A 25,773-nucleotide genomic window follows, 5' to 3' on the forward strand; every position below is an offset into this window, starting at 1 on the left:
CAATATATACAAAAATATCTAATAAATCCCTACGGGAGGTCAAATCATTTTTATCCTGCATTTTTTTGATTGCTCATTCCGATTTTCAAGTCAAGTCCGACGAAAAAAACGATTATTCCTCTAATAAATCCTTATAAATATCAATCCCGTTTAATTTCATATGATATAAAAACATTGTATGTATAAGGTCACCGTCATGAGGCATTATTTTTAGAGATTTTGCTGCTTTAACAGATAAATCATATGTTTCAACACAGTTTTCCGATATAATAATATTTGATTTGAGATTATTTGCATTTGCAAGCATTTTTATCGATATAGCTGTCTGATACACACATAAGTCTGTACAATTGCCAACAATTATAAAGGTGGATTTGCCTATTTTTAGCATTTCCGTTATTTTCTTTGTAAATATATTATTTACCTCTTCTAATTCATTGCCAAAAAAGATATTAAGAGAATTTTTTTCATAGATAACAGGCTCTCCTTTTATCGTTTCACTTATTTCATCAACAATATCAGTTTCTTCGCTTCCTTTAAGGCAATGTTCCGGATAATCCAAAAATTCCATGGCATGTGATGTATGTGAATCATTTATGAAAAATACATTATTTATTCCCATTCTATATGATGCATTTAAAAGCCTTCTGATGGGATCAATAATTCCACCTACCCTTGGGCTTGATAAAGGTCCGATTTTACAAAATCCATTTATCATATCAATAACCAATATCGAAACATTTTCTACGCCACCTGCTTCATTAATAATATCGCTAAGTTTCCTATTGTCAAGATTACTGTAAAAGTCAAAGAGATAATTCAAAAACGGTCTTGTATTATATAAAAAACTATCAAAGTTCATTTTTTTACCTCCTCACAAATGAAAACTTCATCATTTAATTCATATTATAGAATGTTTGCCTTGCTGATGCAACAAGAACATTCTGCTGATTATAAGCATCACATATTGTAATAGTCGTTTTTTTACCTGGATGTATCACCTTTCCTACCACTCTTATTTTATCATTTAGTTTTCCCGGGGAAATAAAATTTATATTCATTTCTAAAGATATTATATCCTTTCCTATGGTTTTTGCCGCCATAGCCATAGTAGTATCCATGATGGAAAATAATACTCCCCCATGAGCAATACCTAAAATATTAAGATGTTTATTCTTAATCTCTACTTCCATAATAGCATAGCCCTGTCCTAATTCGATTATATCCATCCCTATTAACTTATGATAATCGGTTTCAGAATTTATTTTTACCAATTGATTGAAAAGTTCTTTATCTATTCCATTATTTACAGCTTCCATATTTCTACCCCTTTTTCTATATATTAATATATATTATACCACAAATAATACAAAAAAATATTGATAATCTTACCTTTAAATACAAGCCGATTAGCCATACAAATAAATTTAATTTGAAAAGACCTTATGCCACATGTTTAATACAAATGTTTCAATAGGATTAAATATAAAACTTCCATACTTTACAATTTTGCTGCTTATATAACCTACAAGAAATCCTCCTATCATATCAATCGGATAATGTACCCCAACATACACCCTTGCAAAAAGAAGTATAATTGTCAAAATCATCATAATACTTCCTATTACTTTATCATACATTATCTCAGTAAATGCTAAGGCTGAACCAAAAGCAGCATGATCACTGGGAAATGACGCATCAGCAGGATGTTTTACCAGCAAATTTACTTTATGATGTACAAACGGTCTTGGCTCAAAATAAATTTTAGATATAGTTAAATTCAAAGCCATTGCAATAACCGCTGCAAAGAATGCTTTTACAGAAGCTTTTTTCCCCTTATCACCACATAGAAACCACTGCACAATCATAAGAAGCACATATACAGCCGGAGAATAGACAGCTAAAAAAATTATAATTTTGTCTATAATTATAGTATGTCCGGCTAAACCATTTAAAAAATGAAACAATATTAAATTCATATCCATTCACCTCTGCCAAGTATTTTATGCCCTTATTATTAAATTTAAATTAGATACTCATTAGAATTTGATTAGATAAATCTATAAAAATATTATTCACATTTAAGCATCTAACATCATTGAAAAAAAATATATAATGATATAGAATTATAATATATATTAAAAAATATTTAACATTTGCTAAGGGGAATACATATATGACAGCCTTAAAAAAAAATCGAATTTTATTTATTTTATTGTTTTTTATAACTATAATTATTCTACTAATATTAAGACTAACGTGGATACAAATATTTATGTCGGGTAAACTTGCAATGGCAGTTGAAAGACAAACAACTTCCTATATAGTATTAAAACCGGAAAGGGGAACTATATATGATATTAATGGAAGTATATTAGCCACAAATATACCTGCTGGAGATGTCTTCGCATCTCCTAAATACATAAAATATCCCGGAAAGGTATCTGATGAAATATATAAATATCTGAATATTGACAGGAATAAATTATATAAAATCCTATCAAACAAAGGTTCAGAATGGTCAGTTTTATCAAGAGGAATTTCTTTTGATAATGCAAATAAAATAAAAAAACTTAATATCCCCGGAATATATGTTGAAGACACTAATATACGCAGTTATCCCGATAATAATTTGCTTTCTCAAACCCTTGGATATACAGGTATTGATGGGGATGGTCTTTTTGGGCTGGAATATTCTTGTAATAATTATTTAAAAGGAATCCCCGGTCTTGAAATAACAAATACAGATGCAGAAGGAACAGCTACAGGTCTGCCAAATAAATTATACAAACCGCAAAAAGGAAAAGATATTGTTTTAACGATTGACTCAGTTATTCAAGGTTATGTAGATAAGGCTGTAGAAAAAGCATATGAAAAATATAGTCCTACAGGCGGGATATCTGCAATAGTTATGAATCCAAAAACTGGTGATATTTTGGCGATATCAAATAAACCTGATTTTAATCCTAATTCACCTAACAAAAACGATGGAAATAAATACTGGGGAAATCCAGCAATATCCGAAATATATGAACCAGGTTCTGTTTTTAAAGTTGTTACTGCTTCAGCTGCACTTGAAGAAGGAGTAACAACACCTGATGAACAATTTTATGACCCGGGATATTATATGGTATCTGGTCGCAAAATAAACAGCTGGACAAAACTCGGTTCTATTAATTTTGCTCAGGCGGTTGAAAAATCAAGTGATACTGTTTTTATGGAAATAGGAGAAAGACTCGGATTGCAAAAATTATATGATTATATACATGCCTTTGGTTTTGGTACTCCAACTGGTATAGACCTTCCAGGTGAAGGAAAAGGCATGATAATTCCTCCTGAAAAGGTAAATTCTATCGACCTTGCTTCTATTTCCTTTGGTCAAGGAATAGCTGTTACTCCTTTACAAATGTTAACGGCATTTTCAGCTACAATAAACGGTGGATATTTAGTAAAACCAAATATTGTGAAAATAATAAAAGATAATAATAAAATTATTAAGGAATGTAAACCACAAATTGTTAGACAAGTTATATCATCAAAAACATCAAAAACCTTAAAATACATGCTTCAAAAGGTTGTCGATGAAGGTACAGGAAAAGCAGCACAGGTACCGGGATATACAGTAGGCGGTAAAACAGGAACAACGGAAAATTATTCACCAGGCAAATATACGGCATCCTTTGCAGGTTTTGCACCTGTTGATAATCCTAAACTTGCAGTAATAATCGTCATTAAAAACCCTACAAAAAACGGACATATGGGTGGTGAAATAGCAGCACCTGTAGCACAAGAAATACTGGCAAATTCGCTGAGATACTTAAATGTCGAAAAATAACCTTGTAAATTTTCGCAATAATACATATAATGAATATTAAGGGGGAAGTATAAGATATGTTTAAATTCATGTTAAAGATTTATATAATATACCTTATATTAATTGCATTCCTTCCCACTTTACTTGGACGAATATTCCATTATAATGTTATATATAAAAGTAAAAGAAACTTTCCATGTGTATCAATAACCTTTGATGATGGTCCTGACCCTTTATATACACCCATACTTCTTTCATTACTTGATAAATATAAAATTAAGGCATGTTTTTTTCTGCTTGCTGATAAGGTTGAAAAATACCCTGATCTATCAAAAAAAATTGTTGAATCAGGTCACGAAATAGGTGTCCATGGATACAAACATCATATTAACTGGTTCTTAGGTCCAAAAGCCACTTATAATGAGTTTATTAAATCTATAGAAGTTATAAAAAATATCACTGGCAAATATCCTTCTTATTATAGACCACCTTGGGGATTGTTTACATTATTTGTATACAGATCTGCAAAGAAACTCAATATGAAAATTGTTTTATGGAGTTATATGAGTTGGGATTGGAAGGTAAAAAATCCTGATATTATTGTAAAAAATATATTAAAAAAAATTAAATCGGGGCAAATCCTCATCTTTCATGACAGCAGCACAAATATCGCATCAGATAAAAAAGCTCCCGGTGTCATGATTAAAGCACTTGAAGATATAATAAAAGGCATACAAGAAAAAAATCTAAAAATAGTTGATATAAATAAACTTATTTTTACAGAGGGTGATTTTAATGAAAAATATATTTAAATATTTATGGTCTCTTTGGGAAGACCTCTTTGCAAAAATTAACGGTATACAAGATATTAACGGTGGAAATTTTGCCCTTCGTATTGCTGTAAAAAAATACCGTGGAAAAGACATGACCTTAAATGATGGCACTCTTCTTAAACATGGTGAAAGGTATATTGAATTGCATTTAAATAATAAATTTTTCTCAAAAATTTCATCTCATAACAGCTCTTCTGTTTACTTAGGAATAACAGCCGTTAAAGAATTGAAAAAATCCTTACATTTGTTAAAAAGAATCATCAATGAAAATCCCGAATTTCATGATATAAACGTATTTATGGCTTATTCTTTATTTTATCGCGGCATTGATAAATTGGGCTTTGAGATTAGAGAAATTAGATCACCGCTAGTACGTTATATATTTTCTATTTATGAAAAACTTCTTCTTTTAATTTTTCATCCGGATGGTATTAAAAGATTAAAATCAAAAAATTTTACCTCAAAAAATGTCATTATAACAAGAAATACTATTAATAATCTTTACTAATAGTATTTTTGTTATAATATATATTAATTTAGTGCGAAAAACCGTTTGGATGGTTTTTATGCCAATTCCATGCTGTTTCAATTATTTCCTCCAGCGTATTATGTTTTGGAATCCATTTTAGCTCTCGAATTATTTTTTCAGAAGATGCCACTAATTTAGCAGGATCACCTTCCCGTCTTTCTGCAACAACTGATGGTATCGGATGCCCCGTCACCTTCCTTGCTACATCTATTACCTCTTTTACTGTAAAGCCCTCCCCATTTCCAAGATTATATATTGTACTTGTATTGTCTTTTCTCAATTTATTAAGAGCACGTATATGAGCATCAGCAAGGTCTAAAACATGTATATAATCACGAATACATGTGCCATCTTTCGTAGGATAATCATCGCCAAATATTGTAATTTTATCTCTTTTTCCCAATGGAACTTGTAATATTAAGGGAATTAAATGGGTTTCGGGTCTATGGTCTTCACCAATTCTACCGTTCAAATCCGCTCCTGCTACATTAAAATACCTCAAAGCAACATATTTTATGCCATATGCTTTATCACACCATTTTAACATCTTTTCAACAGCCAGCTTAGTTTCTCCATAGGGGTTTGTCGGCAGTGTCCTATCATCTTCTTTAATAGGAATTGACTCAGGCTCACCATATGTTGCTGCAGTTGATGAGAATACTATTTTATTTATACCATATTCTTTCATTTTTTTTAAAAGACAAAGTGTTCCATAAACATTGTTTTCGTAATAATCAAGTGGTTGTTTTACACTTGCTGAAACTAAGGAAAATGCTGCAAAATCAATAACAGCTTCAATCTTATTTTCTTTAAATACCTTATCCATAAATTCACTGTCACATAAATTGCCTATATAAAGTTTTCCACTTAGAACAGCCTCTTTGTGACCTGTTACAAGATTATCTACTATAACTACTTCTTCGCCTCTATTAATAAGTTCTAAAACGGTATGGCTGCCGATAAAACCTGCTCCACCACAAACAAGAATAGACATGTTTTTTGCTCCTTTGCTTTTTAGATTTAATAATACAATATTATTATAATTCTATATTAAACAAAAAAATCCTTCTTTATAAAAAACAAAAAAGCCCAACTTGATTTGTTGAGCATTTAAAACTTATTTACCAAAAATCAAGGCTCTTGCTATTGACCTGTATAAATCCCTTGACTGATGTTTCTCACTGGTTTTTACAGCATATTGCAGAAAATTGCTGATCGTATCCTGCCACATTTTAACCATTTCATTTTTTACTGTTTTATCTTTTTCATACTTTTTAAAAGATACATCAACGGTTTCTTTCAATGTTCGTAATGCTTCTTCAAACTTTTCCTTTACTTCATCCATAGAATATTTCACTCCCTATATGGTACATTATGAGATTTCTACAATTTCACATATATACTGAGGAAATTATTAAACCTCTTATACCATATGAATTAATTCTATTTAATGTTCCATAAAAACTTATTCATCTTCAATTTTATTAAGCTTATACTCAATAGAATCAATAAGAGCATCCCAGCTTGCCTGTATGATATTTGTAGATACACCCATCGTACTCCAATTCATATTTTTGTCTGTACTTTCAATGATAACCCTAACACTTGCTCCTGTTGCACCATTACTATTTAACACCCTAACCTTATAATCCGTCAATGAAACAGATTTTAAAACCGGATAAAACAATTCCAATGCTTTTCTCAATGCCTTGTCCAAAGCATTTACAGGTCCATTTCCTTCTGACGATGTAAGTTCTTCTATACCATCGACCGAAATCTTTACCATTGCTGTTGCACTTGTCTCGTTCTCCCATGGAATTTGATCAATAACCTTAAAATATTTAATATCAAAATGTTTTTTAAATTTTCCAAGAAACTTTTTAACTAATAAATAAAATGATGCTTCGGCACCTTCAAATTTATATCCATTATATTCCAGTTTCTTTATTTCTTCAATAATCATCGCTGTCTCCGGTGAATCCTTTGTGAGAGTCGGCTCTATCTCCATTATCTTTGAAAGAATAGTGCTCTTACCAGAAACTTCTGACATTAATATCTTCCTGTCATTACCAACAAGCTCCGGATCAATATGTTCATATGTCTTACTATTTTTTAAAACTGCATCAATATGCATTCCACCTTTATGGGCAAAAGCACTTTCACCTACATAAGGTAATCTTGAATCATGCTGTTCATTGATTACTTCACTAATAAATTTTGAAACCTCTGTTAATAATTTTAGATTTTCTTCAGGAATACACTTATAATGTAGCTTTATCTGTAATGCTGGAATTATTGAACATAAATTAGCATTGCCTATTCTTTCACCTATTCCATTCATACAACCTTGTACCATAGACGCCCCTGCTTTAACAGCAGCAATTGAATTTGCTACCGCCAACTCAGAATCATTGTGAGCATGTATACCTAAGGGAATATCTATAAATTTTTTTGCACTTTTAACAATTTCATAGACCTCATCCGGAAAACTGCCCCCATTTGTATCACATAAAACAGCAAAATCTGCTCCCGCATCATATGCAGTTTTCAGCGTTTTAAGAGCATAATCTGAATTTGCCTTATATCCATCAAAAAAATGCTCCGCATCAAAAAATACCTGAAAGCCCTTTGCTGTAAGAAATTTAACAGTATCATAAATCATATTTAAATTTTCTTCCCGAGATGTCCTTAAGACATCAGAAACATGCAAGTCCCATGATTTTCCAAATATGCATATAGTTGATACACCTGAATTTAATAATGCCTGAATATTATTATCGTCTTCAACATTAATCTTAGGTCTTCTTGTGCTGCCAAATGCTACAATTTTTGAATTTTTAAATTTTACATTTTTTATTCTCTTAAAAAATTCTGCGTCCTTTGGATTTGAACCGGGATTTCCTGCCTCAATATAACTTATTCCAAATTCATCAAGCTTCATCGCTATTTTCAATTTATCATCAACAGTATATGAAATTCCTTCAGACTGAGCTCCATCCCTAAGAACCGAATCATATATATAAACCATCAATTTTTACCCCCTAACAGAAAATATTGTGATTTATTTTATTATTAAAATAACCGTTTGTCAATACATTTTTTAACCCTTCAATTTCCCTTTTCCCTTCAAGTATTTCTTAAATTTATCAACACTCGTATTCAGCACCATATCTTCGTTTATTCCTACTTTTTCTATTATTTCTAATGCTTTATCAAATCTGCCTATATCAAATGCAATATGTGCATCACTTCCAACTGAGATTCTTACCCCTATTTTTGCAGCCTTTTGAGCAATTTTTAAGCAGTTATCGCAACTTCCAACCCTTGAAACAATGAAAGAGCTGTTATTTATTTCAATATGCGTATCATATTCTTTTGCCGCTAATAATACCTCATCAATGTTTATCGGAAACAAAGGATTTCCAGAATGCCCAATTATATCAACATAAGGATTTTTTATTGCATTAATTAACGCTTTTGTATTACTTCCTACATCTCTATATTCAAAACATGCCTCGTGCAGACTTGCAATTACAATATCAAGGTCATCTAAAATTTTATCAGGAATATCCAACTTTCCATTTGTATCAATAATATTTGCCTCTACACCCTTAATTATTTCTACACCTTCAATAATAGATGGTACTACCTTTAGATTGCCAAAATAATATAAGTGTGGAGCACCGAACATGCATGGACCATGATCTGTCATACATATCAACTTTAGCCCCTTTTTTGAAGCCTCCCTCGCATTTTCTATAATTGTGCTATATGCATGACCGCTTGCAATGGTATGTGTATGTGTATCAAGAACGAGCTTCATTTAAATCTCCCCTTATGTAGAAATTTGTTTCAATAATTTTTTATTTAACTCATGTGCAGCATTATAACCCATTTTTTTCTGCCTGTGATTCATTGCCGCAACCTCAAGTAAAATTGCAAGGTTTCTTCCGGGTCTAACAGGTATTGTCAATTTTGGAAGACGAACATCGAGAAATTTGGTATATTCCTCTTCAAGACCTAATCTATCGTAATATTTATCTTCATTCCACTCTTCTAATTGTACAACAAAATCAATACTCATGCTATTTTTAACAGAACCTACACCATAAAGTGTCTTAATATCTAATATTCCTATACCTCTGATTTCAATATAATGTCTTATTATTTCAGGTGAACTTCCCTGAAGCTTATAATCGCTTATTTTTTTTATCTCCACCGCATCGTCTGCTACAAGCCTATGACCCCTTTTAATAAGTTCTAAAGCTGTTTCACTCTTCCCTATCCCACTCTCTCCTAAAATAAGCACCCCAATACCGTATACATCTACAAGGTCTCCATGTATTGTTATTTGTGGAGCAAGTTTTTCTTCAAGATAATTAATCAATTTACTTATAAATTTTGTCGTAGGTTCCTTTGTTCTTAATAAATACCTATTATATTTCTCGGCTGCTTTTATGAGATTATTTCTTATATCTAAACTTCTTGTTACGATTAAACATGGTATTGGATAATCAAAAAATTTATCAGCTCTTTCAGTAAGCAAATCATCTTCCATCTGATCGATAAAAGCTGTTTCTACCCTTCCTATGATTTGCACACGTTCATATGCAAAATGCTGATAAAAGCCTGAAAATTGCAAGCCTGGTCTATTAACATCACTTGTAGATATATCTATTTTATTATCTTTAGGTGATACGACTATTTCCAGTTGAAAATCTTTAATTAACTCTTCTACAGAAATACTGTTCAAATAAAAAAACCTCCTGTTATTTTATAAAATATGCTTATCAGTAAAATAGTATTATGCTTTATTATATATTATATATTATATTATTAGTTGAAAAATAAGTAAATAAGACAGGGTCATAAATTATTAGTTAAAGCATAGTGTAAAATTATCGTAGGATTTTTAGATGATAAAAGACAAGAGACAACCCCTGTGATAAAATAGAATTTTGGAAAAACAAAAAACATGAAAGGGGTGTCTCTTGTGAAAAAAATTAAGTTTGAAGATATTATACTACAAAATGCAACTAATTACATCAATAATGTAAGGGAAATTTTTAAAAAATTATTAGAAGAAGGGATGGATATAACAGAACTTTCATTAAAAGTTAGAGAAATGGTAGACAAATTAGGTATAGAAACAATAGTAGCAATTATAGAAGAATTAGATAAGATAATAAAAGAAGACAAGAGAAGGAAAGAGAAATGGGTAGTAGAAAGAGAAGATGAAAAGACTTTAATAACAACAGTAGGAGAAATAAAATATAAAAGGACATATTACAAATCAAAAGAAGATGGTAGATATACATACTTGACAGATGACGCATTAGGGATAGAGAGACATGAGAGAGTAGAAGAAGGAGTAAAAGTAAAGATAGTAGAAAAGGCGACAGAAGAATCCTATGAAAAAAGCAGTAAAGAAGCAAGTCCAGTAGAATTAAGCAGGCAGACAGTATTAAATACAATAAGAGAGATAGGAGAAGTAGAAGTAAAAAAAGAAATAGAAGAAAAGAAAGAAGTAAAAGTATTATACATAGAAGCAGATGAAGACCACGTATCCTTACAAGACGGGAGAAAAGAAATGCCACGACTTGTATACATACATGAAGGCAAAGAAAAAAAGAACGGTAGGTCTGAACTAAAGAATATCTATTACAAAGCATATGTAGATCAAAAGCCAGAAGACATATGGATAGATGTAGCAAATTACATAAATGACAATTACAAAGAAGAGAAAATAGAGAAGATATACATAGCAGGAGACGGAGCAAGATGGATAAAAGAAGGGATAGAATGGATACCAAAATCAAGATTTGTACTAGGAGTCCACTCGAAAATAACTTATCTGCCGGTTAAGAATTTTTATCATCGCATAAATTATCAGAATAATCTCTATTCAAAGAAATATATATGATTTTGTTATTGATTTTAATATGTATATTATGGCTTTATTGACCTGTTATTGCTATTTTTAATATCCTTAACCATTCTTTAAGCCGTTTTTGGGCAGACTTCCCCCTTCTTAATTTGTCTATTACAAATTTTAGAAATATGTTTCGTTATTATTTTGATATTATTGTTTATTGCTACCATTATCATTTGCCATCTTATTTTTAATTTTCCTCTATACCTTCCTTTACGTCCGCCATGCCTGGTAAGTTCTGATATGTTTCTTTCTACATTCGGTCTTTTTGCATAGTCTTCTTTAAATTCATCTGTTTTTTGATATTCCCTTTGTTCTTGTATTTCTTTTTCATACGGATGTATATTTATTGTTCTCCCTTTTTTTGATTTTGTACATTGGTCTTTTAGCGGACAATCATTACACTCTTCTGCTCTAAATTTCACTGTAACTTGCTCATGTTTTTGTGTTTTTTCAGTATCAAATTGTTTTATATGTCCATTGGGACATTCTACTGTTCCTTTTTCTAAATCAATTTTGAATTCTTCTTTTGAAAATCCTCCACTTGGATTTGTTGCTTCCGGCACTCTAATGCAAAAATCTGTTCCTTCTTCTTTCCTTTTTTCTATTTCTTCAAAGTCACTATATGCACAATCTCCATACAGTTTATCTATATCAACGCCGTTTCTTCGGCTTTGTTCTATAAGATCACTCATATGTTCTCCATCTGCTATATTTGCTCCATCAACTTCTATTCCTACTACTACTGAGCCTTTTTCTCCTCCTGTTATAATTTCAGCTTTGTATCCATCTGATAATTTCGATGAGGTCTTTCTTCCATGGCGCATTTCATCATCTACTACTGATATTATTCTGTCTTTTGCTGTTCCTTTTATCATTTTTACATGCCCGTCGTTTGTTATTTCAACATCTTGTAATGCTACTCTTTCTAATAATTCAATTGCTTTTTTTAAATCATCTTTTATATCTTTTTTTGTTTTTATATTTTCTACGAGTGATAGTGCATCTTTAACAAGTTCTTCGAGTAATTTTGCTTTTTCTTTTTCGTTTTCCCATGCTATTTTGGGTTTTTTGATATTTTCTTTATAATCTGTTCTTTTCAGTATTTTTTTCGATTCATCTTCCATTTCGTAAAACTTCATGAAACGGAGAACCATCTTTATCCCTTGGTATATCATAGTGTAAGTATCTTGTCTGGCACAGGAACCCCAAATCATGAATGAATCTATTATGTGTAAGTTGTCTTTATCAAACAGTCCTACTTCTTTTGCCTGACTAATTGTTTTAATGAATATTTCTTTTCCTATTTCGCTGTTAAACAGTCTTTTTCTATGATCACATAATGTTACTGCATCTATTCCATCAAAATCCCGTGGTGCGGTTAATGCATATTTAATTCTGTCATCGAATCGTGATTCTTCTTCCATTTCACGATCAGAATATCCTTTTTCAAATTGTATCAGCATCGCTGTAAATGTATATACCGGAGATATGGATTCTCTGCCATAGTATGAGAAAAGTGGCTGAAACATTTCTTCATTAAGATTATTAAATACCCATGTTCTTAATCTATGATAATAACTATCTTCAGAAATTTTTCCAAGTAACCAATAATCTGAAAATGACATTTGTCTGTCTGCTTTTCCTAACATTTTTATCACCACATTTTTCTTATTATATTATTTATATTATATCATAAAAATAGCTCTTAAGTGCTTATTTCATATGTGTTCAGGAGTATTTTTTATTGTAAATTATATGGTTTTCAATAACATATTTGTTAATTTGTGATTGATGATTTCGAGTGGACTCCTAGACAGGTATCATTTAAACAAATACATACTCACAGCAACATCAAGAGAAGCAAGATATAGAGATAGGATATGGAGAGCAATAAATGAAGGGAATGAAAAAGAATTAAAAGAGGCATTTAATGAACTATCAAAAATAGCACAAACAGAGCAAGAGAAGAAGAAAATAAGAGAAGTAAAGAAGTACATATTAAACAACTGGGAAGGGATAAAAATATACAAAGAAGATGAGGATGTAATAGGGTGCAGTGCAGAAGGGCATATAAGTCATGTATTTTCAGACAGGTTAAGCAGGAATCCATTAGGATGGAGTAGAGAAGGATTAAAGCTAATGGCAAAATTAAGAGTATTTAAGAAAAATGGAGGCAATTTAAGAGAAGTAGAATGGCGTAAAAAGCGCAAAAACAACAATGAAGGTTATAAATTAACAAAGAAGCAAATAAAAGAGGCAGTAAAGAGAGCTAAAACGTATACAAAAGAACAAATAAACAATATTACAGTGTTGGATATGGGCAAAGTAACACCAATATATAGAATTTTAAAAGCAATAAAATATGAAAAAGTGATATAAAAAACACATAATGCATGGAAACCTTGATTTAAGCAATTTCAGGGGTTGTCTTTAAAAAAAATATCCTACAGTATCTTGACACTATCTAGTTAAAGTAATTGGTTGATATTTATATATAAATACAGGTATAATAGTTTATATATAAATAATGGAGTGATTTAATTGATAAAAGAGAATATAATTAAAATACTAAAGGAAAACAAAAATAAATTTGTCTCCGGGCAACAGCTTTGTAATAAACTAAATATCTCACGTACTGCTGTCTGGAAATATATAAATGAATTAAAAAACAATGGTTATATGATTGAATCTCAACATAAATCAGGCTACATGCTAATAAATGAGCCTGATATTATAGATTACATAGAAATATCGCCCTTCTTAAAAACAGATTTTATAGGGAAAAACTATATTCATCTTGAAAGTATATCTTCTACTAATGACTATGCAAAAGAAATAGCTTCTAAAGCTGAAAATGGTACTATCTTAGTTTCTGAAGAACAGACCTCCGGCAGAGGCAGACTTGGAAGGAAATGGGTTTCCGAGAAGGGTCAGGGTTTATGGATGTCTATTATTCTAAAACCTGAATTAACTCCACAGTCTTCTGTTAAATTAACCCAAGTAGCAGCTGTTTCAGTAGTCAATGCAATTATAGAAACCATAGAACTAAATGCAAGTATAAAATGGCCAAATGATATAATAATAAATGGTAAGAAAATATGTGGTATATTAACAGAAATGAATGCAGAACTTGATAGGGTAAATTATGTTATTGTAGGTATTGGTTTAAATGTAAATATGAATAAATTTCCCGATGATTTAAAAAACAAGGCAACTTCTTTGTTTATAGAAACAGGTAAAAAGATTGACCGTAAAAAGTTAACCGCTTCAATTATTAATAATTTCGAAAAATATTACAATATATTTTTAAAAGAAGGATTTGAACCTATAAGAACCTTGTGTTTAAAACACTCTGTCACAATAGGCAGTGAAGTTAGAGTAATATCAGGAAAAAATGAATTTAATGGCAAGGCGATAGACATAGATAATGATGGTAATCTCATTATTGAAATTGGTGATGGCAGCCGAAAGGCAGTAATATCCGGCGATGTTTCTGTGCGTGGGATACTGGGTTATGTTTAAATCTATCTGAAATAATCGTATACTGCCTGTGCGGCTTTTTTATTCATTCCTTTAACCTTCATTAACTGCTCTATATCCGCCTTTTTTATGTCTTCTATCATTTTAAAGGCATCTAATAAGGCCTTTGCTCTTTTATGACCTATTCCCGGTATATCAATAAGCTGGCTTTTAATATGTGAACTCTGCTTTATATTATGGAACATTATTGCAAACCTATGAACTTCTTCCTGCATATTTGCAACAAGATGAAAAGCCTTTCCTGTCATAGGGATATTAACCTCACCATCTGATGAAATTAACCCTCTGGTTCTATGTTTTGAATCTTTAACCATTCCAAAAACAGGTATTGATAAGTCAAAATTTCTTAGAACTGCTTTGACTACGTTAACATGACCAATTCCACCATCAACAAGTATTAAATCAGGCATAATATTAAATTTCGCTTTCCCTTTATCAAGAAGCCCATCATCTATAAGCCTTTGCTCTTCAAGACCGTGAGCAATCCTTCTGTTTAAAACTTCTCTTATGCTGCCATAATCATCCTGACCTTTTATACTTTTTATGTTAAATTTACGATAAGAAGATTTATGTGGTTTTCCATCAATAAAAACCACCATAGATGCAACATTATCCACCCCTCTTATATTAGATATATCATATGCCTCAATTCTTTTTAAATAATCCATGCCAAGAAGTTCTGCAAGTTCTAAAACTGCCTCATTTCCACCTTTGCCTGTTCTGTAATTTAAGTTATTTTTCAGCTCCTCTAATGCGTTTTGATAAACCATATTTACAAGCTCTTTCTTTTTTCCTCTTTGAGGAACTGTTATATTAACTTTATTACCTGCCTTTTGTGATAGCCATTCAGATAATATATTACTTTCTTCTATATTGACATCTGTGATAATTTCTTTTGGCACATAGGGATTACCTTCATAAAATTGTTTTATAAATGATGTAATAATATCTTCGCATCTCATTTCATTGGTGTTTTTCATGTAATAATGCTCTCTTCCGCTCAATTTGCCATTTCTTACAAAAAATACCTGAATACATGCGTTATCAGTATCTTTTGCCATAGAAATCACATCCTGATCTTCACTTGATGATGAAACAATCTTTTGTTTTTCAGAAATCTTGTCTATAGCAAATATTTGATTGCGTAACTTTGCAGCTTTTTCAAATTCTAAATTTTCTGATGCTTTCAACATCTCTTCTTTTAATTTTTTTAAAAGCCAGTCATGTTTTCCTTCCAAGAACATTATAACCTCATCCGCAAGTACCTTGTAATTCTCCTTTGAAATTTTTCCTGTACACGGAGCAGAACACAAACCTATATGATAATATAAACATTCCCTGCATTTACCAATATCCTTTTCAATATTCCGATTACAAGACCTTAAAGGAAATATCTGCCTTAACAGTTTAATTGTTTCTCTGACAGCAAATGCACTGCTATATGGTCCGAAATATCTGTTACCATCAAGTTCTACCCTTCTCGTAAATAATATTCGAGGATATTGTTCTTTAATCGTTATTTTAATATAGGGATAATTTTTATCATCCTTTAAGAGTATATTATATTTAGGTCTATATTTTTTTATAAGATTACATTCTAATATCAAAGCTTCAAGTTCAGTATCTGTTACTATATATTCAAAGTCCGCTACACGATTAACCATTATTCTTACTTTTATAGGATGATTTAATTGATTCTGGAAATATTGTCTAACCCTGTTTCTTAATAATATTGCCTTACCTACATAAATTACTTTGCCGCATTCGTCCTTCATTATATAAACACCGGGTTTTTCCGGTAATAATTTTAGTTTCTCCTCTAACACAATAACTTTCTTCCTTTCGTGATTTTTCGCCAGAGGTATTGTAACCAGCAAATTAATATAAAATTATCGTAAAATATCTTACTTACCATTGTTTGAGAAATATGCCTTCATAACTTCAGATGCAATAGGTGCAGCAACATCCCCACCAGTACCTCCATTTTCGACTATCACACTTACTGCAATTTTAGGATTTTCTGCAGGTGCAAAACAAACAAACCATGCGTGGGATTTTCCATGAGGATTCTCTGCTGTACCGGTTTTGCCTGCAACCGTAATTCCGGGAATCTGTGCAGCTGTCCCAGTACCTTCCTGTACAACACCTACCATAAGCTGTTTGATTTTATTAGCTACATCTGGCGAAATTGGATTCAAATATTTAGTAGGTGTTGTTTTTTCAAGTATATCTCCAGACAATGGATCTTGTACATATTTCATTAAATAGGGTTTCATTATAACACCATCATTTGCAACAGCAGATGCCATTAATGCCATTGTAAGAGGGGTTACCAAGATTTTCCCTTGTCCAATAGAACTTTCAGCAAGTTGCACTTTCCCTCCAAATACAGGTATTGATGGGAATTGATTCGCTGCTGTCGGTATATCAAAAGGTATTGCCCCATTTAGCCCATATTTGCCTGCCATATTTTCAAGATTACTTCTGCCAACTTCAAGTCCGACCTGTATAAAAACAGAATTGCAGGATACATAAAATGCCTTTTTAAAATCAATTGTTCCATATGCAATATTACCATAATCATTTATTTTATTTCCATCTACTACAATATAGCCTTTAGAATCAAAAATCTGGTTCAAAATCTCGGGTTTGTATGTTAAGGCAGCAGATGTTGTAATTATTTTAAATACAGAACCCGGTGGAAATAAACCCTGTGTCGCCCTATTTAACATGACGGCATCAGGACTGTTCATCAATGTATTCCAATTCTGTCCAAGCGTATTTGGATCATATGACGGAGATGAAACCATTGCCAATACTTCTCCTGTTTTAGGATCAAGAGCTACAACAGCTCCTTTCCTACCTCCCAAAGCATTATATGCTACATTTTGCAAATTTTTATCAAGAGTAAGTATAACATTGTCGCCTCTTTGTCCCTTACCCAATATTGTTTCTCTTAAAAATGTCATAGGGTCTTTATTTATCATACCAAGCAGTTCTTTATCATATGCATTTTCAATGCCAGCACTCCCTTGTTGGTATATTCTTCGGCTATATCCAATAACATTTGCAAATGCCGGACCATCTATATACTGTCTTACCTGTTCATTATTTACAATTTCGCTTTTCGCGAGTATATTGCCATTCCTATCCAATATACTTCCCCTCAATATTTTCTTTTCCTGCTCTATAAGCCTTTTATTATAAACACTGTATGAACTTGTTATAAGTTTATTCCTTTCATAAAGCTGAAAATATGATAAATAACCGATTAAACTAAAAAATAAAACAGAAAACACTACAAATAGTATTTTAATATTGCGTTTTAAATTGTTCAATATTCTCCTCCTCTCTCAAAGCAATCCCATTGAGCATGCCTATTGTTATAAAGCTCATTATCATGGAACTGCCTCCATAACTTACAAAAGGAAGTGTAACACCTGTTAACGGTATAAACTTAATAACGCCTCCTATTATTGTAAATACCTGTAGGCTGAACATGGATGTTAAACCTACCGCAATTAAAGCACCGAATTCATCTTTTGCATTTAATGCGACCCTTAAACCTCTATACATTATTACAAGGTATACCAAGATAATCGCAACAGAACCCAGCATTCCAAACTCTTCACTGATTGCGGAAAATATAAAGTCACTGGCAACAACCGGTATATATTCAGGATGTCCCATTCCAAGCCCCGTTCCAAAAAAACCTCCTGCACCAATCGCAAATAAGGATTGAACAATCTGGTATGTCTTACCGGGTACGTCCATCCATGGATTAAGCCATGCTTCAATTCTAACCCTTACATGATTAAAAAGAAAATATGATATTACACCACCAAAACTCAAAAATACCATTCCCAAGGATGTATACAATAAATTTGATGTTGCAACAAATATCATGCATAAAGTAGTAAGATAGAATAAAAGTGCCATTCCTAAATCTTTTTCAATAACAAATATAATTACGATTACAAGTGTTAATATAGCAATTGTAATTATATCTTTTTTCTCTTTATGTTCTTTTAAATACCTCGCAAGAAATATTATATATATTATTTTTACAATTTCAGCAGGCTGAATTGATACTCCACCAAATGTAAGCCAATTTTTTGCCCCACCTATCTCTTTCCCAAATATAAACGTAGATAAAAGTAATATAAAAGAAATAGCTAAATAAATATAATCACCATATTTTAGATTGTAAAAAAAATCGTAGTATTTTGATATATATGAAAACATAAAATATAAAATAAAACCAATAAATATCCAAATCATCTGTTTTATTATCAAATCCGGTGCAACCCTATAAATCATTATCATTCCCATCTCTGTCAAAAAAAAGCTTAAAATCAAAAGCTGTATTTCTCCCATTGGAAATAACCTAACGTGTAGATAATATGCAAAATAAATAAGCGGCAAAAATGCCAATGTATAATATATTGTATTTATACCCTGCGGTTTATGATAGATAAATAAGAGCATAAATGCAATAATAAATATCCAAAATATATTTCTTAAAGCTTTTGCACCAGTTTTTACATATTCCTCCATAAATTAATCTCCTTAAACTATAAATCTAAATTCTTCATTTCCTAACGTTATAATATCATTATTTCTTATATTAGCTATATTCTTAATACGCTTTCCATTTATAAAAGTTCCGTTTGTACTGTTTAAATCCTGAATTACATATTTATTACCTTTTTTTCTTATTATTACATGTTTGCTTGATACATAAGGATTTTCAATGATAATATCACAGTCGTTTGCTCTGCCTATCGTTGTTACTTCAAAAAGATTATAATTACTGCCGCCTGAAAGAGAAATAAGCCTTGCTTTTGTAATTTCTCTTTCTTTTCTAACTCCCTTTATATCCATATATATGATTTTAAAAACCTTATAAATGAATAGATATATTAGTATAATAAGAACATACCTTAACACTGTTGATGCCAGTGTATACATATAAACACCTCATTATCTGGCAAGTATTTTTTTCAAAAACTGCCCTGTATATGAAATTTCTTTTTGTGCAATTTCCTCAGGTGTACCTGTGGCAACAATATTTCCACCTCTGTCTCCGCCTTCCGGTCCCATATCAATAATATAATCCGCACATTTTACAACGTCAAGATTATGCTCGATAACAACAACTGTATTGCCTGCTTCAACAAGTCTATTTAAAACATCTAAAAGCCTTTTAACATCTGCAAAGTGAAGACCCGTAGTCGGCTCATCAAGTATATATACAGTTTTTCCTGTTGAACGTTTGGAAAGTTCGGTTGATAATTTTACCCTTTGTGCTTCACCCCCTGACAATTGAGTAGAAGGCTGCCCAAGCTTTAGATATCCAAGCCCCACATCTTTTAATGTTTCAAGCTTTTTATTTATTTTCGGTATATTTTTAAAAAATTCTAATCCCTCTTCAACCGTCATATCAAGTACATCTGAAATATTTTTCCCTTTATATTTTATCTCAAGCGTTTCCCTATTATATCTAAGCCCTTTACAGACCTCACATGGTACATAAACATCAGGTAAAAAATTCATTTCTATTTTTATTATACCATCACCATTACAAGCCTCGCATCTTCCACCCTTCACATTAAAACTAAATCTTCCTGGTTTATATCCCCTCATCTTTGATTCTAATGTATTCGAAAACAGTTCCCGTATATAATCAAAAACCCCTGTATATGTTGCCGGATTAGACCTTGGTGTTCTTCCTATCGGCGATTGATCTATATTGATTATTTTATCAATATAATCGACACCTTCAATATTTTTATATTTACCCGGTCTATCCTTTGCCTTATATAATTTCTGTGCAAGTGCTTTATAAAGTATTTCATTGATTAAGGTGCTCTTACCCGAACCAGACACACCGGTTACACAGATAAATATACCGAGAGGAAAAATAACATCAATATTCTTAAGATTATTTTCGCTTGCACCCTTTACAATAATATTATGACCATTATATTTTCTTCTAATCTTTGGTACTTCTATCTTCATTTTCCCAGATAAATATTGACCTGTCAAAGACTTTTCACAAGCCATTATATCCTCAATTGTACCTGATACAACAATTTCGCCCCCATGGTCACCGGCTCCCGGTCCCATATCAACAATATAGTCGGCTGCGTACATTGTATCCTCGTCATGTTCAACAATTATCAAGGTATTTCCCTGCTCTTTCAGTTTTTTTAAGGAATTTAAAAGCCTGTCATTATCTCTCTGATGAAGCCCTATACTTGGTTCATCAAGTACATAAGTTACGCCTACAAGTCCTGAGCCAATCTGGCTGGCAAGCCTGATTCTCTGGGATTCACCGCCAGATAAAGTTCCTGCACTCCTTGATAACGTCAGATAATCAAGACCAACATCTACGAGAAAGTTTAGCCTTGCCTTTATTTCTTTAAGTATCTGATGTGCAATAATCTCATGTTTTTTTGAAAGTTTAAGACCGTCAATAAATTTCAGAAGCTCAAGGACCGATAAATCAGTTGCCTTATTTATCGGCATATCTCCAACCGTCACAGCAAGAACTTCCGGTTTTAACCTCGCTCCTTTACAGTCAGGGCATAGAACCGGTCTCATGTATTTTTCTATTTCTTCTTTTATAAAACTTGAATTAGTTGAATTATATCTCCTTTCAAGATTATTTACAATCCCTTCAAAGCCACGTGTTTTACCATATAATAATATATTAATCAAATCATCGCTGAATTTCTCAAAAGGAGTATTTTCTTTATAATCATAATATTCTATTAACCTCAATATGTTATGATAAGTAAAACTATTTTCTGATGCAACAAATCCTGGCAATGCACCATTCGCTAAGGATTTGCTTTTATCAGGTATTAAAAGCTCCGGGTCCACCCTCATAAATGCACCGAGTCCACTGCATGTAGGACATGCGCCATATGGACTGTTAAAAGAAAACATCCTTGGTGATAATTCCTCAATACTTATATTACAATCCGGACATGAATATTTTTCAGACAATATAAACTCTTCACCGTCAATAATATCTATTATAACAATCCCATCTGCAAGTTTTAATGCTGTTTCTAAGGAATCTGTAAGCCTTGAGGCAATATTGGGTTTTATTATTAAACGGTCAATTACAACTTCTATCGAATGTTTCTTGTTTTTCTCCAGTATAATTTCCTCATTTATATCATATACAACTCCATCTGCTCTTATCCTTACATACCCACTCTTTTTAACATCTTCAAGCAGTTTTGAATATTCTCCTTTTCTTCCTCTGATTATAGGCGCTAAAATTTGTATTTTAGTTCCCTCTTTAAACCCCATTATTCTATCAACCATTTGGTCAACAGTCTGCATTGATATTTCCTTTCCGCATCTATGGCAATGTGGTATCCCTATCCTTGCATATAATAATCTTAAATAATCATAAATTTCTGTGATTGTTCCTACTGTTGAACGCGGGTTTCTATTTGTAGATTTCTGATCTATTGATATTGCAGGTGATAGACCAGCAATATATTCAACCTCCGGCTTGTTCATCTGACCTAAAAACTGCCTTGCATATGCCGACAATGACTCTACATATCTTCTCTGCCCTTCTGCATAAATCGTATCAAAAGCTAAGGAAGACTTTCCTGAACCGGATAAGCCCGTAATCACAACAAGTTTATCTCTCGGTATCTCAATATCTATATTCTTTAAATTGTGTACCTTAGCACCCTTTATTATAATTTTATCTATTGACATTTATACTCCTCCACAGCCTTTGTCATACCACATCTTCCAGCATTTTTTTTAGTTCATATATCCTATCCCTTAAATCTGCAGCCTTTTCAAATTGAAGTTCCTGTGCAGCTTTTTTCATTTCAATTTTAAGTTTTTTAATTGTATTTTCTATGGTTTCTTTATCTTGTAAATCAGGTTTTCTTGTTCTGTATTCTTTAACATCCTCAGCTATTTTGGTAGCCTCAATCACATCCCTGATACCTTTAATAATAGTTTTAGGTTTTATTCCATGTTTTTTATTGTAATCCATTTGGATTACTCTTCTTCTGTTGGTTTCATTAATAGCATTTTTCATTGATTCTGTCATTTCCTCCGCATACATTATAACACGTCCCTCGGCATTACGAGCAGCACGTCCGATTGTTTGCACCAAGGATGTTTCTGAACGTAAAAATCCTTCCTTATCAGCATCAAGGATTGCTACAAGAGCAACCTCCGGTATATCAAGACCTTCTCTTAGAAGATTAATTCCTATAAGAACATCAAATTTTCCAAGTCTCAAATCTCTTATTATTTCCATTCTTTCTATTGTTTCAATATCTGAATGAAGATATTGAACTTTTATACCGAGATCCTTTAAATAATCCGTAAGGTCTTCTGCCATTTTTTTTGTAAGTGTTGTTATAAGTACGCGGCAGCCTTTATCAACAGTCATTCTTATTTCCCCTATAAGGTCATCAACCTGTCCTTTGACAGGTTTAACTATTATCTCGGGATCAAGCAGTCCTGTTGGTCTTATTATCTGTTCAACAAACCTTTCGGAATGTTCTTTTTCATATACACTGGGTGTTGCAGAAACACATATAAGTTGATTTATTCTTTTTTCAAATTCATGAAATTTTAATGGTCTATTATCAAATGCAGAAGGCAGCCTGAAACCAAATTCCACAAGCGTTTCCTTTCTTGCCCTATCACCATTGTACATACCCCTTATCTGTGGTATTGTAACATGTGATTCATCAATAAACATAAGAAAATCATCTGGAAAATAATCTATAAGTGTATAAGGGGGGCTTCCTGGAGGCCTTCCTGATATATGCCTTGAATAATTTTCGATTCCAGAACAATATCCCACCTCATTTAACATCTCAATATCATAATTCGTTCGCTGCTTAAGCCTCTCTGCCTCAAGGAGTTTTCCTGCCTCTTTAAGCTCTTTATATCTTTCCCTCAGCTCCTCCTGTATACTTACAATAGCCTTCTGGATTTTTTCCTTCGATGTAGCATAGTGTGAAGCAGGAAATATTGCCACATGATTCCTTATTCCAAGTACCTCTCCTGTCAATACATCTATCTCAGTTATCCTATCTATCTCATCGCCAAAAAGTTCGATCCTGATTGCCCTTTCAGATGATGAAGCAGGAAATACCTCTATAGTATCTCCTCTAACTCTGAATTTTCCCCTTACAAAATTAATATCATTTCTTTCATAATGTATAGCAACTAATTTTTTAAGTATTTCATCTCTATCCCTTATCATTCCGGGTCTCAATGATAGCATAAGATTCTCATAGTCAATTGGATCACCAAGACCATATATACATGATACACTGGCAACTATTATAACATCTTTTCTCTCAAAAAGAGCCGCAGTTGCAGAATGCCTCAACTTATCTATTTCCTCATTTATTGAAGCATCCTTCTCAATATAAGTATCCGTTTGAGGTACATATGCTTCAGGCTGATAGTAATCATAGTAGCTTACAAAGTATTCAACTGCATTGTCAGGAAAGAACTCCCTAAATTCACTGCATAATTGTGCCGCCAATGTTTTATTATGTGCTATTACCAAAGTTGGTTTTTTTACATTTTTAATAACATTTGCCATTGTATAAGTTTTTCCGGAACCCGTAACCCCAAGCAGTGTCTGACATTTAAGCCCCATTTTGATTCCTTCTGTCAATTTTTCTATTGCCTCCGGCTGATCACCAGTCGGTTTAAAATCTGAAAATAATTTAAACTCGCCCATTTCAAACCTCCATAACTCAAAGGTCATAACAATATAGATACATTATCTTTTAATATTATTATAACTTATAAAAAAACAATATGGAAACATATTTTAAGCCAGCATAAACCGGCTTATACTTCTGCTATTTCTTTTTGCTGGTTTTATCAAAAAATCTTTTTATTAAGCCCCCATTTTCCATATCATTCAATCTGTATACTTTATCTGAATACATAGGTACGATAACTATTCCAATTCCTTTGACACCTTTATAATTGCGATACTCATAATTAATATAGCTGCCATCCGATTCTTTCACTACTATCCAGACAATAGTAGGTTCCGTTGATAAAACCCTTGCAATGTCTTCTTCACTATTAACAAACATATCATTTATTTTTACAATAATATCACCGGGTTTTATACCCATTTGTTCTGCAGGAGAATTCTTTAGAACTGACAGCACCATTATACCATTATCAGGAACCTCAAACATAGGTCTTTTCTCTTTTTCATCCCTCTGCCCTTTTATTATAAGGAATTCATGAGCCAACGGACCAAATATGGCGGCAGCCCACCTAAATAATATGTATTTTATTCCTCCTACCGACAGCAAAATAAGTAAAATACTAAAAACAAATAATCTTCTTGAAGAAACCTTTGCCCTTTTTTCAGGCACTTCGGTTAATGCTATATCACCATATCCTAATACCGCAATAATTGAATAAAGAGAATAAATGATGCTGTTTAACCCTGCATCAGTTTTAAATAGCGGCCACCATTCAGGCATATGAAATAAATCAATACCCGATGCTGCGGCAGAAACTGTGACAAGTGCCACAAACGGAATAGGCCAAAATTTTTTCATTATATATGCTCCAGCAATTTTGCCGTTATCGGTTTGGACAAACACCGGTATGCTGTTTACTGCACCATCAATATAAATCAGCATACTTTCCATCAAATGAAGTATTCCTACAACCGCCATAAGTCCTGCAACATTTATACTGGGAAAACCCGTTAAAAGACTTATAATTGATACAATTCCGCCTGCATATGAAAAACATATATACCGCGGATTTATAAACATCAGAAAAATTGCAAGAGGAAATACATATTCGATACCGATATTATCTATTGTAATCCCTAAGAATACCATAACTATGCTTCCAAGTATACCGGCTGCAAAACCATAAAAAACAGAATCCAATATTTGTTCTTTAAGGGAATTCCTTTCTTTGCCGAGCATCTCCCTTTCAAGTTCAATGTTTTTTCTGTACTGTATCAATATAAATATTATAACTATCCATAATAATGGAGAGAATATTGATACAGAAACAGCTTTTATAATCATCCATATTAATTGTATTAATATCATATATGCAC

20 protein-coding genes and 2 pseudogenes are annotated in these 25,773 nt (G+C 32.1%); 6 read left to right on the forward strand and 16 right to left on the reverse strand.

Features of this window, described 5'->3' with window-relative positions:
- Positions 1–112: 112 nt before the first annotated feature.
- From AC0LWJ_RS04085 to AC0LWJ_RS04095, 3 genes are all read right to left on the reverse strand, one after another.
- A complete protein-coding gene (locus AC0LWJ_RS04085) occupies positions 113–862 on the reverse strand; it encodes a cysteine hydrolase family protein (RefSeq protein ID WP_474237648.1) in 750 nt (249 codons plus the stop codon).
- 34 nt (positions 863–896) lie between these two features.
- Positions 897–1,319: a PaaI family thioesterase gene (locus AC0LWJ_RS04090; RefSeq protein ID WP_474237649.1), complete on the reverse strand. Its 423-nt coding sequence runs from the start codon at positions 1,317–1,319 to the stop codon at positions 897–899.
- A 108-nt stretch (positions 1,320–1,427) separates the two neighbouring features.
- Positions 1,428–1,979 carry an undecaprenyl-diphosphatase gene (locus AC0LWJ_RS04095; protein ID WP_474237650.1) on the reverse strand — a complete coding sequence of 184 codons (552 nt, stop codon included), beginning with the start codon at positions 1,977–1,979 and terminating at the stop codon, positions 1,428–1,430.
- A gap of 197 nt (positions 1,980–2,176) precedes the next feature.
- Here AC0LWJ_RS04095 and AC0LWJ_RS04100 point away from each other — a divergent pair, with 197 nt between their 5' ends.
- From AC0LWJ_RS04100 to AC0LWJ_RS04110, 3 genes are read left to right on the forward strand one after another with little or no spacing between them, the layout of a single operon-like run.
- Entirely contained in the window at positions 2,177–3,835 is a 1,659-nt protein-coding gene (locus AC0LWJ_RS04100; protein WP_474237651.1) for a peptidoglycan D,D-transpeptidase FtsI family protein, read from the forward strand.
- A 56-nt stretch (positions 3,836–3,891) separates the two neighbouring features.
- A complete protein-coding gene (locus AC0LWJ_RS04105) occupies positions 3,892–4,626 on the forward strand; it encodes a polysaccharide deacetylase family protein (protein ID WP_474237652.1) in 735 nt (244 codons plus the stop codon).
- A complete protein-coding gene (locus tag AC0LWJ_RS04110; RefSeq protein WP_474237653.1) occupies positions 4,610–5,155 on the forward strand; it encodes a YkoP family protein in 546 nt (181 codons plus the stop codon). The genes AC0LWJ_RS04105 and AC0LWJ_RS04110 overlap by 17 nt, the downstream gene beginning before the upstream one ends.
- A gap of 28 nt (positions 5,156–5,183) precedes the next feature.
- Here the strand turns inward: AC0LWJ_RS04110 and galE are convergent, their stop codons facing one another.
- The 5 genes from galE to hprK all read right to left on the reverse strand — a co-directional run bounded on the left by galE (position 5,184) and on the right by hprK (position 9,929).
- A complete protein-coding gene (gene galE, locus AC0LWJ_RS04115) occupies positions 5,184–6,170 on the reverse strand; it encodes a UDP-glucose 4-epimerase GalE (RefSeq protein ID WP_474237654.1) in 987 nt (328 codons plus the stop codon).
- Positions 6,171–6,293: 123 nt separating this feature from the next.
- Positions 6,294–6,521 carry a hypothetical protein gene (locus AC0LWJ_RS04120; protein ID WP_284680868.1) on the reverse strand — a complete coding sequence of 76 codons (228 nt, stop codon included), beginning with the start codon at positions 6,519–6,521 and terminating at the stop codon, positions 6,294–6,296.
- Between the two features lie 120 nt (positions 6,522–6,641).
- Entirely contained in the window at positions 6,642–8,204 is a 1,563-nt protein-coding gene (cimA, locus tag AC0LWJ_RS04125; RefSeq protein ID WP_474237655.1) for a citramalate synthase, read from the reverse strand.
- A gap of 72 nt (positions 8,205–8,276) precedes the next feature.
- Positions 8,277–8,999 (reverse strand): phosphatase, encoded by a 723-nt coding sequence (locus tag AC0LWJ_RS04130; protein ID WP_474237656.1) that lies wholly within the window; start codon positions 8,997–8,999, stop codon positions 8,277–8,279.
- 12 nt (positions 9,000–9,011) lie between these two features.
- Entirely contained in the window at positions 9,012–9,929 is a 918-nt protein-coding gene (hprK, locus tag AC0LWJ_RS04135; RefSeq protein WP_474237657.1) for an HPr(Ser) kinase/phosphatase, read from the reverse strand.
- A gap of 222 nt (positions 9,930–10,151) precedes the next feature.
- Here hprK and AC0LWJ_RS04140 point away from each other — a divergent pair.
- Positions 10,152–11,006, forward strand: a pseudogene (locus AC0LWJ_RS04140) (ISLre2 family transposase); the annotation flags it as partial.
- A gap of 170 nt (positions 11,007–11,176) precedes the next feature.
- Here AC0LWJ_RS04140 and AC0LWJ_RS04145 read toward each other — a convergent pair.
- Positions 11,177–12,760 (reverse strand): IS1182 family transposase, encoded by a 1,584-nt coding sequence (locus tag AC0LWJ_RS04145; protein WP_503031405.1) that lies wholly within the window; start codon positions 12,758–12,760, stop codon positions 11,177–11,179.
- A gap of 157 nt (positions 12,761–12,917) precedes the next feature.
- Here AC0LWJ_RS04145 and AC0LWJ_RS04150 point away from each other — a divergent pair.
- Positions 12,918–13,490 (forward strand): annotated as a pseudogene (locus tag AC0LWJ_RS04150) (UPF0236 family transposase-like protein); the annotation flags it as partial.
- A gap of 162 nt (positions 13,491–13,652) precedes the next feature.
- The gene (locus AC0LWJ_RS04155) at positions 13,653–14,633 is read left to right on the forward strand and encodes a biotin--[acetyl-CoA-carboxylase] ligase (RefSeq protein WP_474238221.1); all 981 of its coding nucleotides are present in this window, start codon (positions 13,653–13,655) and stop codon (positions 14,631–14,633) included.
- Between the two features lie 2 nt (positions 14,634–14,635).
- On the opposite strand, the gene uvrC is transcribed toward AC0LWJ_RS04155, so the two are convergent.
- The 7 genes from uvrC to AC0LWJ_RS04190 all read right to left on the reverse strand — a co-directional run bounded on the left by uvrC (position 14,636) and on the right by AC0LWJ_RS04190 (position 25,765).
- Complete coding sequence (gene uvrC / locus AC0LWJ_RS04160; RefSeq protein ID WP_474238233.1) at positions 14,636–16,480, reverse strand: excinuclease ABC subunit UvrC; 1,845 nt, start codon at positions 16,478–16,480, stop codon at positions 14,636–14,638.
- A gap of 75 nt (positions 16,481–16,555) precedes the next feature.
- On the reverse strand, positions 16,556–17,989 hold the full coding sequence (locus tag AC0LWJ_RS04165) for a peptidoglycan D,D-transpeptidase FtsI family protein (RefSeq protein WP_474238219.1): 1,434 nt from the start codon (positions 17,987–17,989) through the stop codon (positions 16,556–16,558).
- Positions 17,964–19,208 carry an FtsW/RodA/SpoVE family cell cycle protein gene (locus tag AC0LWJ_RS04170; protein WP_474238216.1) on the reverse strand — a complete coding sequence of 415 codons (1,245 nt, stop codon included), beginning with the start codon at positions 19,206–19,208 and terminating at the stop codon, positions 17,964–17,966. Before AC0LWJ_RS04170 ends, AC0LWJ_RS04165 begins: the two co-directional genes overlap by 26 nt.
- Before the next feature lie 12 nt (positions 19,209–19,220).
- Positions 19,221–19,535 (reverse strand): FHA domain-containing protein, encoded by a 315-nt coding sequence (locus AC0LWJ_RS04175; protein ID WP_474238213.1) that lies wholly within the window; start codon positions 19,533–19,535, stop codon positions 19,221–19,223.
- 99 nt (positions 19,536–19,634) lie between these two features.
- On the reverse strand, positions 19,635–22,400 hold the full coding sequence (uvrA, locus tag AC0LWJ_RS04180; protein WP_474238211.1) for an excinuclease ABC subunit UvrA: 2,766 nt from the start codon (positions 22,398–22,400) through the stop codon (positions 19,635–19,637).
- Positions 22,401–22,422: 22 nt separating this feature from the next.
- Positions 22,423–24,408: an excinuclease ABC subunit UvrB gene (uvrB, locus tag AC0LWJ_RS04185; protein WP_474238208.1), complete on the reverse strand. Its 1,986-nt coding sequence runs from the start codon at positions 24,406–24,408 to the stop codon at positions 22,423–22,425.
- Between the two features lie 124 nt (positions 24,409–24,532).
- A complete protein-coding gene (locus tag AC0LWJ_RS04190) occupies positions 24,533–25,765 on the reverse strand; it encodes a PDZ domain-containing protein (protein ID WP_474238205.1) in 1,233 nt (410 codons plus the stop codon).
- Positions 25,766–25,773 lie beyond the last annotated feature (8 nt).

This window comes from Aceticella sp. 75b-Ac, from assembly GCF_056032965.2.